Source organism: Streptomyces sp. NPDC049597 (genome assembly GCF_040675505.1).
Classification (GTDB): domain Bacteria; phylum Actinomycetota; class Actinomycetes; order Streptomycetales; family Streptomycetaceae; genus Streptomyces.
On the sequence record NZ_JBFAOY010000012.1, the window covers coordinates 184253 to 197079 of the forward strand.

The following is a 12827-nucleotide window of genomic DNA, read 5'->3' on the forward strand; positions in this document are numbered from 1 at the left end:
GGGGGGGCACCCCCGCGGGCCGGGGGCGCGGCTGGCGTGGCCGGCGGGGGTGCGCACCCCGTCGGCCATCGCCAGGGCACTGGGCCGGCCCGCCTTCAACACGCTGGTCGAGGTGCGGCGGATGGCCGCCGCAGGACTCGTCGAGACACCGTCCGAGCCGGTGGCGGACGCCGGCGACCCGCTGCCCGGCTGGGTCTCCCAGTTCCCCGCCGACCCGGACATCGCCCTGTTACGCCGGCTCCGCGACGCACTGGAGGCAAGCCTGTGAATCACCGCCGCCCGATCCACCGGGCCCGGCGTGTCCCGTCATGAGGCGCGCGCTGCGGCTGCGCGCCGAAAGGAGACAGCTCATGACGGCCGAGGCCGATGTGCTCGGTGAAATCAGACGGCTGCGCGCCAGGGTGCCGCAGCTGACAGGCGCGCTCGCGGCGAGCGCCGACGGCCTCGTGCTGGCGTCGGACACCGCCGAGGCGGAGGGGGTGGCCGCCCTCACCGCCGCGGCGCTCGGTGTCGCGCTGCGCCTGACGGAGGCGACCGGTCAGGGCGGCTTCAAGGAGCTGCTGATACGCGGCGAGACGGGATACGTCGCCACCTACGCGGCCGGTTCGTCGGCCGTGCTCACCGTACTGGCCGAGCCGCGTATCAACGTGGGCCGGCTCCATCTCGAGGCCCGTCGTGCCGGCGCCCGTATCGGGGAGCTCGTCGACGGAGCACTCGAACGGACCCAGGACGCCTGACCGATGACCGCCACCCCCTCGAAACCACCCGCACGCACGTCCAGCAGGACCCGGAACAGACGGAAGGAAAGTGCGCTTGTCATGGCCAACACCGAAACCGCGCTCAAGGAAGCCCTCACCATCGAGGGAGCGATCGGCGCCGCGCTCGTCGACTACACCAGCGGTATGGCGCTGGGCACCATCGGCGGCGGCAAGGACCTCGACCTGAACGTCGCCGCCGCCGGCAACACCGATGTGGTGCGCGCCAAGGTGCGCACGATGGAACACCTCGGGCTGAAGGAGGAGATCGAGGACATCCTGATCACACTCGACAGCCAGTACCACATGATCCGGCTCCTGAAGAGCCGCGGTTCCAACGGGCTGTTCCTGTACCTCGCGCTCGACAAGGAGCGCGCCAACCTGGCGATGGCCCGGCACCAACTGCGGAAGATCGAGTCCGCGCTGGAGGTCTGAGCCGCCCGGTCGCCGGCGCCGCGCCCCACCGGGCGCGGCGTCACCGTTCGCGGCCGGGTTTGACGTACCCGACGTTCTCGGGGCCGCCCGCCGACGGGCGGTCGGACACGAAGCGAGGCTGCGCAGACCTCAGCGACGCACTGCGGCGGAGCCCCCGGGGCAGTGTGCCCATGGCCTGTCCGACCGCATCGGCGTCTCGCGGGACGGGGAACGCACGACCGTGCACCGTGCGGCCCTCAGAGCAACTCCTGCGGCCGGTAGACCGTCAGCCCGTCCACCACCTTGTCCACCGTCACCTCGGCAGGCGCCGCGGCGACTTCACCGTCGTACGCCAGCGGGGTGCCCGGTGCGAGACCCCCGATGCGCACGCGGCGCAGCGGCCGGGCCGCGTGCACCGGTGACCGCTTCAGCCTGCCCGCGAGCGCGGCGCCCAGCAGCCGCCAGCCCGGAGCGCGTCCGCCGTGCACCACGCGCACGTCGAGCAGACCGTCCGCCAGATCGGCGCGGTGACCGGGGGTGGGGCCGACGCCCCGGTACACCCCGTTGCCCACGAACAGCAGCCACATCGGGCGGCGCCGCCCCTGCACCTCGGCCTCCAGCGGACGCTCGCCCCGCAGCACCCGGGACGCCGCCAGCACACCGGCGGGCCAGGCGCCGATCCGGGGCGACCAGCGCTCGCGGACGCGCACCAGCTCGGGATAGACGCCCAGGCTGAACGTGTTGAGGAAGTAGCCGGGGGCCGCGCTGCCGCCGGGCCCCGGAGTGAAGCGCCCCAGGTCCACACCGACGGCGTCCCCGGCCACCACCGCCCGGCAGGTGTCGCGGACGGACTCTATGCCCAGGTCGTAGGCGAAGTGGTTGAGCGTGCCGCCGGGGAAGACCGCGAGCGGGAGGCCGTTCTCGGCGGCCACGGCGGCCGCCCGGTTGACCGAGCCGTCACCGCCGACGATGCCCAGGGCCCGGGCGTGGCCCGTGGCCTTGGCGAGCTGGACCGCCAGCTCGTCGGGGGCGCATTCCACCACCTCCGCGAGCGGCAGTTCCCTGCGCACCTCCGCGGCGCAGTCCGCGGATCCGGACTCGCGGTTGACGACGACCACCAGGCCGTCTCCGCCCCGCAGCGCGGGGGCCTGTGCCGTGGGGCGGGCCGGTGCGGGCAGTTGGGACCGCGTCGGCACGAGGCCGCGCACCGCGAACGCGGCACCCGCGCCGAGCGCCGCGCCCACGAGCACGTCGCTCGGATAGTGCACGCCCGTGTAGACGCGGGAGAACGCGACGGACGCGGCGACCGGCGCGACGGCGGCGCCCCAGCCCCTGGACTCCAGTGCGACGCCGGTGGCGAAGGCCGCGGCCGACGCGGCGTGCCCGGAAGGGAAGGACGTGGTGAACGGATGCCGTTTCAGCTGCCGTATCACCGGCACGGCATCCAGCAGCGGCCGGTTCCTGCGCACGGAGCGCTTGCCGACGGTGTTGATCAGCGCCGAGGCCACCGCGAGGGACGCCACGCCCCGCACCGCCGCCCGGCGTGAGCGTGTCCCGCGTCCGGCCAGGGCGATCCCGGCCGCCGTCCCGAACCAGAGCAGCCCGTGGTCGGCGCTCCTGCTGAGCCGCGGCAGGACCGGCTCCGCGCCCGGCCAGGAGCGCTCGGCGACGGCACGGTGCAGCTGCCGGTCCCAGGCGCTGAGGAGTGCGCCGATCCTCCCGCGGAGGTGCGTGATGTCCTGTGCGTCGACTTCTTGCATGCCACGCGGATACCCGCCGGTGCTCGCCCCACGCAGTGCTCGACCCGTCCCGCGTCCCACAGGCGGGTGTGACGGGGGCTCGGCCGGCCCCCGGCCGCCACCGCCCGCGCGGCGGCATCGGCCAAACCTTCGTATAAAGGCTAGGAGACCGGGCAGGTGTCCGGCGTCTGCGGAACGCCCGGGCGCACGCCCGGCACCGGTGGGCGCGCGAGCGGTGGGAGGTGGCGGGATGCAGGGCACGGCGTCCGAGGGACGTGGCCCCGTCCGGTACGGGCCGCACGCACCCGAGACCGGGCTGCCGGTGCCACAGGGCCCCGCCGCCGTCCTGGCCGGTGCCGCGGGCGTCGCCCGCGGCGAGCCGCCCGGCGGCGGTCCGGCACTCCGCGAGGCCGCCTGCGGGTACTGGCAGCGGCGCGGCCTGCCGAGCGACCCCTCCGAGGTCGTCGCCGCCTGCGGCGCACAGCCTCTGCTGTTCGCCCTGCTGGGCGCGTACGACGGCGACGTGCTCATGCCCCGCCCCTGCCCGGCGTGGTGGACACCGCAGGCACGGCTGCTGGGCCGTCCGGCCTACCACGTGCCGACCCCGGCCGAGTGCGGCGGCGTGCCGGACCCGTTCGCGCTGCTGGAGACCGTACGGCGGGTGCGCAGCGAGGGCGGCAGACCGCGGCTGCTCCTGCTGTGCGTGCCCGACGATCCCACCGCCACCGTCGCCCCGCCGGAGACCGTGCGCGAGGCGTGCGAGGCCGCCGTCGGCGAAGGGCTGCACATCATCAGCGACGAGACGTGGCGCGACACGCTCCACCAGCCGCGGGACACCGTCCTGGTCAGCCCGGCGGAGATGTGCCCCGGCGACGTCACGGTCATCAGCGATCTCGCCGGCTCCCTCACGCCCCAGTCCTGGCCCGTCGCGATCGCCCGCTTCCCGCCCGGCGAGGAGGGCGCCGCCCGGCGCGCCCGCACCCTGGACTTCCTCACCGCGCTGGGCGCCGCCGTACCCGCGCCCCTCTCGGCCGCCGCCGCCCACGTGCTGGACGAGCCGCCCGAGACGGCCGAACGCGCGGCCCGTGCCGCCGCCCTGCACGCGCAGGTCGCCGCGGCCGTGCACCGCGCCGTGCTCGTGACCGGCGCGCTCTCCCGCCCTCCGCAGGCGGGTCGCCATCTCTACGCGGACCTCGGCCCATTGCGCGGCCGGCTCGCCGAGCGCGGCGTCGGCGACTCCATGGAACTGGAGGAGTACCTCGGCGACCGGCTCCGTATGTCCGTCCCCGGCGGGCACCGCTTCGGCGACGAGCTGGGCGCGCTGCGGGTGCGGCTGTCCACGGGCCCGCTCCTCGGCGCGACCGCCGACGAGCAGCTGGCCGCGCTCGCCTCACCGGCCCCACTGGAACTGCCCCATGTACAGCGGGCATTGAACGACCTCGGATCGGCCTTCGACGAGCTGCGCTGACGGTGACGGGAGACCAGGATGACGGAGCAGGCAGAACAGACCGGACCCGTACAGCACCCGGCGGACACACGACCGGGGCCCACGGCGCTCCCGCCGCCCACGACCCGCGTCCTCGGCGAGGTCCGCACCTGGCCGAGATCCTTCGCCGACCGGCTGACCGCCCCTCTCCCGGGCGTCCGGGCGTTCGCCAGGTTCGCCAGGGAGGGTGCGGTACGCCCCGGCCCCGCGGGCCTGCGGGACATCCCGCTGCTGCCCTTCGAACCGGGCGCGCTGCCCGAGGCGGACGTCACCACCGTCGCCGTCACCTGGGCCGGGCACGCGAGCTGGGTGCTGCGCATCGGCGGGCTCACCGTCCTCACCGACCCCGTCTGGTCCCGCCGCATCCTCGGCACCCCGGCGCGCATCACCCCGGTGGGCGTGCGCTGGGAGGACCTGCCGCCCGTGGACGCGGTCGTCATCAGCCACAACCACTTCGACCACCTCGACGCGCCCACGCTGCGGCGGCTGCCCCGCCGCACCCCACTGTTCGTGCCCGCGGGTCTCGGCCGCTGGTTCCGGCGGCGGCGCTTCACCCGGGTCACCGAACTCGACTGGTGGGAGGGCGCCGAGCTGGGCGGTGTGCGCTTCGACTTCGTACCGGCCCACCACTGGTCCAAGCGCACCCTCCTCGACACCTGCCGCTCGCTGTGGGGCGGGTGGGTGCTCACCGACGGCCCGGGCCGCTCGGTGTACTTCGCGGGGGACACCGGGTACGGGCACTGGTTCCGGGAGATCGGCCGCCGTCATCCGGGCATCGACCTGGCGCTGCTGCCCATCGGGGCGTACGCCCCGCGCTGGTGGCTCAGCGACGTGCACACCGACCCCGAGGAGGCCGTGCGTGCCTTCGAGGACCTCGGTGCGCGGAACATGGCGCCCATGCACTGGGCGACGTTCGTGCTCTCCGCGGAGCCCGTCCGGGAACCGCTGGAGCGGCTGCTGGCGGCCTGGCACCGCACGGGCCGGCCGCGCCACGAGCTGTGGGACCTGCCGGTGGGCGGCTCGCGGGTGCTGGCCGAGTGACCCGGGGCCCGCGCGGGGCGGGCGTCACCCCTGGCCGCGGGCGCCGACCGGGCGTTCACGCCTCGCGGCGGGCGCCGATCCGGCGCAGCCTGCGCCACACCCCGGGCGCACCGCTGACCAGCGCGGTCAGGGCCACGGCCGCGAGCACGCCCTGCCACGGCTCGGCGAACAGCGACCCGCCCAGGATGCCGATCAGCCCGTAGGTCGCCGCCCACGCCAGGCACGCCGGGGCGTTCCCGCGCATGAAGTCGCGCAGTCCCATCCGGGCCAGCAGGCAGGCCAGCATGACGGGGATCCGCCCGGCCGGCACCAGACGCGACAGCACCAGCACCGCCACCCCGTGCCGGGCCAGTTTCTCCTGGGCCTGCTCCAGCCGGTCGGGCGCCGCGCGCTCGCGCAGGGCGGAGAGCCAGCGGGAGCCGTTCTTCGAACGCACGCCGCGCCGACCGAGCCAGTACAGCGTCACGTCCCCGGTGAAGGCGGCCAGCGACGCGACCAGGAAGACGAACAGCAGGGCCGTCGGGGGCGTCTGATGGACGGCCACCACCGCCGCGGAGCTGACCAGCGCGCCGGTCGGCACCACGGGCACCAGCGCTCCGAGCGCCACCAGCAGGAACAGCGAGGGGTAGCCGACGGCCTGCTGCGTCGACTCCGGCGGCAACAGCGGTGCGAGGAGCGTGAGCTCGGCCGCGGCCGCCGGGACCCCGGGGTTCACCGCCCGGCCTCCGGCCTGACGCGCTCGCCGTGCCCGAGCCGGTGCACGGACACCCTCGGCGCCAGCCGCGCGGCCTTGCGGACGAACTCGTCGCCCGGCGCGTAGAACTCGTGCGGCCGTATGCCGTCCATCCCGATCGGCCAGTACGTGCCGTAGTGCACGGGCACGGCGGCGCGGGGCGCCAGCGAGGCGAGTGCCTGCGCCGCGCGCCCGGCGTCCAGATGGCCGTGGCCCAGGTACGGGCCCCAGCCGCCGACGGGAAGCAGCGCCACGTCGATCGGGCCGACCTCGTCGGCCATGGAGTCGAACAGGCCGGTGTCGCCGGCGAAGTACGTGGCGGCCTCGCCGCTGACCACGTAGCCGAGCGCGGGGGAGCGGTGCGGGCCCACCGGCAGCCTGCGTCCGTCGTGCAGCGCGGGCACGGCCCGTACGCGCAGGTCGCCGACCCGCACCTCGTCGCCGGGCACGACCTCGGTCACACGCAGGCCGGCCGCCGCGGCGACCCGCCGCAGCCCCGGTACCGAGCGGGCCGCCCCGCGCGGCACGACCAGCCGCGTCCCTGCCGCGAGCCGCGCGAGGGAGGGCAGGTGGAGGTGGTCGGAGTGCAGGTGCGAGACGAGCACGGCCTCGGCGACGGTGGCCTCGGCGGGCGGCAACGCCCCGCGGCGCCTGCGCAGATGGGCCAGCCGCCGCACGAGCAGCGGGTCGGTCAGCACCCGGATCCCCGAGTCCTCGATCGTGCAGGTGGCATGACCCCACCAGGTGATCTCCACCGGCACGCGACGCCTCCTCGCAGCAGCTTCCCGTACCCGTACGAGCGTAGTTGGCCGAGGGCCCGTCCGTACGGGTCCCCGGCGGACCGCCGCTTCCCGGGGCCGCGCTGTGCCACGCTGGAGTCCTGCTCCAGGGGTGAGGTGACACGCGTGGTCGCAGGGCGGTGGCGCACTGCCGGAAGAGCCGTCTTCCGGGTCGTCGTGGTGTGGGGGGTTTCGACCGCGACCATGCTGGCGCTCGCCGGGCTGCTGCCCGACTTCCGTCTCCAGTCCCCCGACGGCGACAGCATCACGCGCACGGCGGTCACCGCCGGCTGGGGCGCGGGCGCCTTCGGTCTGCTCGGAGCCCTGGTATGGCCGGTGATCGTCCGGGCCCTGCTGCTCGTACCGGCGCTCGTGCTCGGCCTGCTCGTCTTCTTCCTCAACGGTTCGCTGCTGCTCATCGCCCTGTGGCTGATACCGGACGGCCGCGGCACGGCGAAGCCGGAGACCGCCGTCGTCGTGGCCGCCGTCATGTCGGCCGTCGCTTCCACGACCTCCACCGCGCTCGCCGTCCGTGACGACGACGCCTACCGGCGCAGGCTCTCGCGTCTGGCCCACCGCCGCGGCCGCCGGCGCGGTGACGGCTCGGGCCGGTGGCGTGCGCCCGGCACGGTCTTCGTCCAGCTCGACGGCGTCGGCCACGACGTGCTGCTGCGGGCGGCCGCGAGCGGCGTGATGCCCACCGTGGCGAGCTGGCTCGGCGACACGCACCGCCTCACGCCGTGGCGTACCGACTGGTCGAGCCAGACCGGTGCCAGCCAGCTCGGCATCCTGCACGGCTCCAACCACGACGTGCCCGCCTTCCGCTGGTACGAGAAGGACCGACGCCGGATCGTGGTCAGCAACCGCCCGGCGAGCGCGGCCGAGCTGCAGCGCCGCGCCGTCGAGCGGACCCGCGACGGCGGGCTGCTGACCGTGGACGGTGCGAGTCGCGGCAACCTGTTCAGCGGCGGAGCCGACCAGCTCGCCCTCGTGCTGTCCGTCGCGGCACGCCGTGGCCGTGCCAACCGCTCGCGCGCCGGTTACTTCGCGTACTTCTCCGACCCGGCGAACGCCGTCCGCACCGCCGTGTCGTTCGTCGCCGAGGTCGCCCGCGAGATCGGCGAGTCGACGCGCGCCCGGCTGCGGGGTGACGAGCCGAGGATCGGCCGCGGCGGGCTCTACCCGTTCATCCGCGCGTTCGCGACCGTCGTCGAACGCGACGTGGTGGTCGCCGCGGTGATGGGCGACATGCTGGCCGGACGCACCGCCGTCTACGCCGACCTGGTCGGCTACGACGAGGTGGCCCACCACTCCGGGCCGCACAGCCGCGACGCGCAGGCGGTGCTGGAGCGGCTGGACCGGTCACTCGCCCTGATGGCCAAGGTCGCCGAACACGCGCCCCGCACCTACCGGATCGTGCTGCTGTCCGACCACGGCCAGAGCCCGGGGAGCACCTTCGAGAGCGCGTACGGGCTGACCCTGCGCGATCTGGTGCGCGCGGGCTGCGGACTGCCGGTGCCGCGCCGCGCCGAGCGTTCCAAGAGCGGGGCGGAGGCCCGTGACGCCGCCCGCAACGCGCTGCGCACCGCCCTGCACCGGGACGTGGACGAGGACGGCGAACTGGAGCAGGCGGGGGCCGGCTCCGACCCGATCGTGCTCGCGTCGGGCAATCTCGCGTTGATCTCGTTCCCGGACGTGCCGCACCGGGTGAGCCGGGAGGAGATCCGGCGCCGCTACCCCGCCCTGCTGCCGACCCTCGCCGGTCATCCGGGCATCGGGTTCCTTCTCGTGCGCAGCGAGCGGCAGGGGTCGGTGGTGCTCGCGGCGGGCGGTGCGGCGGTGCCGCTCGCCGAACTGGAGGAGGGCGACGGCGCCGGGCCGCTCGCGGCGTTCGGCCCCGGCGCGGTGGACGCCGTGCGACGCACCGACGCGTTTCCGCACGTCGCGGACATCATGGTCAACTCGATGTACGACCCGAGGACGGGGGTGGTGCACGCCTTCGAGGAGCAGATCGGTTCGCACGGGGGCCTGGGCGGGGAGCAGTCGAAGGCGTTCCTGCTCTCACCGCTGGAGCTGTCGCCGCCGGTGCCGCCCGGCCGTGAACTGGTCGGTGCGGAGCAGGTGCACCGGGTGCTCAGGCGCTGGCTGCGGGAGTGCGAGGGGCCGCAGGTCCCGATCGGGACGCACGCCGTCGGGTCGGAGGGCATGCCGAATCGTGCCCGGTGGGACCACCGACCGGAGGAAGAAGCTCCGGTTGTTGAGGGCTCGGTGCCGGACGACAGGACGTGAGCCGCCTTCGCGTTCTCCACGCGGCCGGTCGCGGGCTCCGGGTAGGCGGGCGTCCGCCGAGGAGTGCGGTTTCTTTTCGCCGGTGTGCTGGTGTACGCATGGATGCCGGCCCGAAGGAACGGGCCGCCCGGCAGCAAGGAGAAGAAGCGGATGCGAGCCGTCGTGTTCCAGGAGTTCGGCAAGCGGCCTGAGATACAGCAGGTGCCCGACCCGGTCCCGACGACCGACGGCGTCGTCGTCAGGGTCGAGGCGACCGGGCTGTGCCGCAGCGACTGGCACGGCTGGATGGGCCACGACAGCGGCATCGCCCTGCCGCACGTCCCCGGGCACGAACTGTCCGGCGTGGTCGCCGCCGTGGGCGCGGGTGTCACCGGCTGGTCGGCCGGCGACCGGGTCACCGTCCCGTTCATCTGCGCCTGCGGCCGCTGCGCGGCCTGCTCCCGCGGCGCCCAGCAGGTCTGCGAACGCCAGGAACAGCCCGGCTTCACCCACTGGGGCTCCTTCGCCGAGTACGTCCCGGTCCACCACGCCGACACCAACCTGGTGGCCCTGCCCGACGGCATGCCCTACGCCACGGCCGCGAGCCTCGGCTGCCGGTTCGCGACCGCCTTCCGGGCGGTCGCCGGCCAGGGCCGCGTACGCCCGGGGGAGTGGGTGGCCGTGCACGGCTGCGGCGGCGTCGGCCTGTCCGCCGTGATGATCGCCGCGGCCGCCGGGGCCCGCGTCGTCGCCGTCGACGTGTCGCCCGGAGCGCTGGAGATGGCGCGCACCCTCGGCGCCGAGGTGGCCCTCGACGCCTCCGCGCTGCCGGGCGGCGTCCCCGAGGCCGTCCACGAGGCCACGGGCGGCGGCGCCCACCTCTCGCTGGATGCCCTCGGCGCGGCCGTGACGTGCGAGAACTCCGTCCGTAGCCTGCGCAGTCAGGGCCGCCACGTCCAGGTCGGCCTGCTCCCCTCGGGAGCCCACGTCCCCATGGACCGCGTCGTCGCCCTGGAACTGGAGATCCTCGGCAGCCACGGCATGGCCGCGCACGACTACCCCGCCATGATGGCGATGGTCGCCTCCGGCGCGCTGCGCCCCGACCTCCTCGTGACGGCCGCGATCACCCTGGACGCCGTGCCCGACGCGCTGATGGCGCTGGACACCGCGCCTCCCACGGGCGTCACGGTGATCACCCCGCACGCCGCTCCCTGACCGGCATTACCCCCGACGTAATCGACGCTCCTCCGGCCGGACGGCAGTCTGAGGTCACCGGGGCCCGGGCGGCGCACTCCGTCCGGACTCCGGGCCCGTCCGTACGATCCAGTGCCCCTTCGGCAAGTCTGCCTGTCGCGCAGACATGGCCGGTCGCGGCACAGATGGAGGCTGATCCGTCATGTCCCAGGCTCTGCTCGCAGGCATCTCCCGCACCACCGAGCCCCGGACGATGCTGCGCCGCTTCCTCGCCCTGGACGCCGCCGTCACCGGGGCCAACGGGCTCGCGTACGCCGCCGCCTCCGGGCCGATCGGCCGCTTCCTCGGGGTCGACGACGTGCTGCTGCTGGGCGTGGGAATCTTCCTCGCCGTGTTCGGCGCAGCCGTCGGTCTGCTCGCGGCCCGGCCCCACCCGCCCGTGCCGCTGGTGAAGGCCGTCGTCGACATCAACATCGTCTGGCCCCCGCTCAGCCTCGCCGCCCTCGCGCTCTGGCTGGAGCCGACCCTGGCCGGCGCGGTGTGGACCGTCCTCCAGGCCGTGACCGTGGCGGGCTTCGCCGCCCTGCAGTGGTCGGCGCTGAAGGCGACGGCCGGGGCGACGGCTAGGGCATGAGCGAGCGCAGGTAGGTGACCGTCGCGGGATCGGCCGGGAGGAACGTCTCGATGGCCAGCTCCGCGACGGTCACGTCCAGCGGGGTGTTGAACGTCGAGATGGACGAGACGAACGACAGCACTCGCCCGTCGTGCTCGATCCGCAGCGGGAGCGCGAAATACGGGTAGGGCGCGGGGTCCTCGCGGTCGTCCGGGTCGCCGCTCCCCTCCGGCAGGGGGTACGCGGCGACCTCGTCGTACACCTCGCGCAGCGCCTGGGAACGGGCGAGCGCCATCTGCCGTTCCATCTGCGCCAGCAGATGACCGCGCCACTCGCGCAGGTTGCGGATGCGCGGGGCGAGCCCCTCGGGGTGCAGGGTGATCCGCATGCCGTTCAGCGGAGGCGTGAGCAGGTGCTCGGGCAGGCCGTCGAGCAGCATCGCGATGCCGCGGTTGGCCGCCACCACGGTGTACGAGCCGTCGACGACGATGGCCGGATACGGCTCGTAGCCCTGCAGCAGCCGCTCGATGCCCTCGCGCAGGGCGCCCAGGGAGTCGACGGGCGTCTCCGCGTACCGGGGGGCGTAACCGGCGGCGACCAGCAGCGCGTTGCGCTCCCGCACGGGGACGTCCAGGTGCTCGGCGAGCCTGAGGATCATCTCCTCGCTGGGCCGGGAACGGCCCGTCTCGACGAAGCTGATGTGGCGCGCCGAGGAGTCGGCGCGCAGCGCCAGTTCCAGCTGGCTGATCCGGCGCCGCTCGCGCCAGCCCCGCAGCAGCGGCCCCACTCCCGTACTCGAAACGGCAGTTGTCGTCATACCCCGACCGTATTACGGGGCTGCTCACGGCCTGTCAGCCCCTCGCCTCCCGAAGCAGCGCCGCGAGCGCCTGATCGATGTCCATGGCCGCGCTCTCGGCGGAGGCGGGCACGGCCGCGTACGCGTGGACGAGGAAGCGGCGCAGGGTCGCGGTGTCGAACTGGAGCAGCGCGACGCCCTCCGGCGAGCGCAGCTCGACCATGGTCTGTACGCGTCCGCAGGGCCAGATGTGGACGTCGCCCTCACCGGAGGGGGCGCGCAGTCCGGAGTCGAGCAGGCTGCGGGCGAAGGTCCACGTGACGCCTGTGTCATTCAGGCAGGCCTCCGGCGGGAAGGTCATTCGGACGGCGAGCGGGTCGGTGTCGCGGTAACGCAGAATCACCGGCACGGCCAGGGAGTGGGGCGCGTCGCTGATGAGACGGGCCACGACGGATTGCTCGATGGAGGGTGACATCGCTCGCTCCTCTTGGTGCTGTGCGGTCTGCTCCTTCTGCATGGGACGACGTCACGGCAGGGCTCACCCGTACGCGAGCTACACCGGTGGCGCGTGTGACCTGCATCACCCACCTTCGAACTCCGGAGGCGGAATGGCCAGACCTTTGCGCCATCGCATTTCCCCATAAAAGGGACGCGTGCCCGGTGGGGCCCGCTGATTCCGCGCTTCGGGTCCGATCGTTCGTTTTTCGGGCGGTGCGCCGGTGTCCGGAAACCGTCGAAGCGCGACCGGAGGGGAAGGGGAGCCCCGGCCGGACGGGGGTTTCCGGCCGGGGCGTCGGAGGGCGGGGGCCTGGGAGGCCGTCCCGGCCGCACCCGCGTATAGGTGAACGATAAACGACCGACGGGCGTTCCCGTCGCTCCCAGCCCCTCATGTGATGTGCGTTACTCCGGGTAAACCTCTGGCCGTCCGCAGTCGCCGGCTCATCCGGGCACGGGCCGTACCCCTCGACATGGGTGGGGGCCTCGGCGAAGGGCGGCGGGTTCCGGGCGG

At 74.5% G+C, this 12827-nt stretch carries 12 protein-coding genes and 1 pseudogene; 8 read left to right on the top strand and 5 right to left on the bottom strand.

The features are described 5' to 3' along the window. The 3 genes and pseudogenes from AB0K02_RS16555 to AB0K02_RS16565 form a co-directional block, all read left to right on the top strand. A pseudogene (locus tag AB0K02_RS16555) lies at positions 1–268 on the top strand (transcriptional regulator); the annotation flags it as partial. A 40-nt stretch (positions 269–308) separates the two neighbouring features. Beyond that, the gene (locus AB0K02_RS16560; RefSeq protein WP_365993141.1) at positions 309–737 is read left to right on the top strand and encodes a roadblock/LC7 domain-containing protein; all 429 of its coding nucleotides are present in this window, start codon (positions 309–311) and stop codon (positions 735–737) included. A gap of 81 nt (positions 738–818) precedes the next feature. Next, the gene (locus AB0K02_RS16565; RefSeq protein ID WP_365993142.1) at positions 819–1190 is read left to right on the top strand and encodes a hypothetical protein; all 372 of its coding nucleotides are present in this window, start codon (positions 819–821) and stop codon (positions 1188–1190) included. Between the two features lie 236 nt (positions 1191–1426). Here the strand turns inward: AB0K02_RS16565 and AB0K02_RS16570 are convergent, their stop codons facing one another. After that, positions 1427–2929, bottom strand: a complete 1503-nt coding sequence (locus AB0K02_RS16570; RefSeq protein WP_365993143.1) for a phosphatase PAP2 family protein — start codon at positions 2927–2929, stop codon at positions 1427–1429. A 229-nt stretch (positions 2930–3158) separates the two neighbouring features. On the opposite strand from AB0K02_RS16570, the gene AB0K02_RS16575 reads away from it, so the two are divergent. After that, complete coding sequence (locus AB0K02_RS16575; protein WP_365993144.1) at positions 3159–4376, top strand: aminotransferase class I/II-fold pyridoxal phosphate-dependent enzyme; 1218 nt, start codon at positions 3159–3161, stop codon at positions 4374–4376. An 18-nt stretch (positions 4377–4394) separates the two neighbouring features. Beyond that, positions 4395–5435 carry an MBL fold metallo-hydrolase gene (locus tag AB0K02_RS16580; protein WP_365993145.1) on the top strand — a complete coding sequence of 347 codons (1041 nt, stop codon included), beginning with the start codon at positions 4395–4397 and terminating at the stop codon, positions 5433–5435. A 55-nt stretch (positions 5436–5490) separates the two neighbouring features. On the opposite strand, the gene AB0K02_RS16585 is transcribed toward AB0K02_RS16580, so the two are convergent. Beyond that, the gene (locus AB0K02_RS16585) at positions 5491–6150 is read right to left on the bottom strand and encodes a VTT domain-containing protein (protein WP_365993146.1); all 660 of its coding nucleotides are present in this window, start codon (positions 6148–6150) and stop codon (positions 5491–5493) included. Continuing rightward, a complete protein-coding gene (locus AB0K02_RS16590) occupies positions 6147–6929 on the bottom strand; it encodes an MBL fold metallo-hydrolase (protein WP_365993147.1) in 783 nt (260 codons plus the stop codon). Before AB0K02_RS16590 ends, AB0K02_RS16585 begins: the two co-directional genes overlap by 4 nt. 144 nt (positions 6930–7073) lie before the next feature. On the opposite strand from AB0K02_RS16590, the gene AB0K02_RS16595 reads away from it, so the two are divergent. The 3 genes from AB0K02_RS16595 to AB0K02_RS16605 all read left to right on the top strand — a co-directional run bounded on the left by AB0K02_RS16595 (position 7074) and on the right by AB0K02_RS16605 (position 11043). After that, positions 7074–9236, top strand: a complete 2163-nt coding sequence (locus tag AB0K02_RS16595; RefSeq protein ID WP_365993148.1) for a phage holin family protein — start codon at positions 7074–7076, stop codon at positions 9234–9236. A gap of 150 nt (positions 9237–9386) precedes the next feature. Then, positions 9387–10430: a zinc-dependent alcohol dehydrogenase family protein gene (locus tag AB0K02_RS16600; RefSeq protein WP_365993149.1), complete on the top strand. Its 1044-nt coding sequence runs from the start codon at positions 9387–9389 to the stop codon at positions 10428–10430. A gap of 181 nt (positions 10431–10611) precedes the next feature. Beyond that, the gene (locus AB0K02_RS16605; protein ID WP_365993150.1) at positions 10612–11043 is read left to right on the top strand and encodes a hypothetical protein; all 432 of its coding nucleotides are present in this window, start codon (positions 10612–10614) and stop codon (positions 11041–11043) included. Here the strand turns inward: AB0K02_RS16605 and AB0K02_RS16610 are convergent. Together AB0K02_RS16610 and AB0K02_RS16615 are read right to left on the bottom strand one after the other, a co-directional pair. Then, positions 11033–11839, bottom strand: coding sequence for a helix-turn-helix transcriptional regulator (locus tag AB0K02_RS16610; protein ID WP_365993151.1), 807 nt, complete (start codon positions 11837–11839; stop codon positions 11033–11035). The genes AB0K02_RS16605 and AB0K02_RS16610 overlap by 11 nt on opposite strands. 34 nt (positions 11840–11873) lie before the next feature. Beyond that, positions 11874–12293: an SsgA family sporulation/cell division regulator gene (locus AB0K02_RS16615; protein ID WP_365993152.1), complete on the bottom strand. Its 420-nt coding sequence runs from the start codon at positions 12291–12293 to the stop codon at positions 11874–11876. Positions 12294–12827 lie beyond the last annotated feature (534 nt).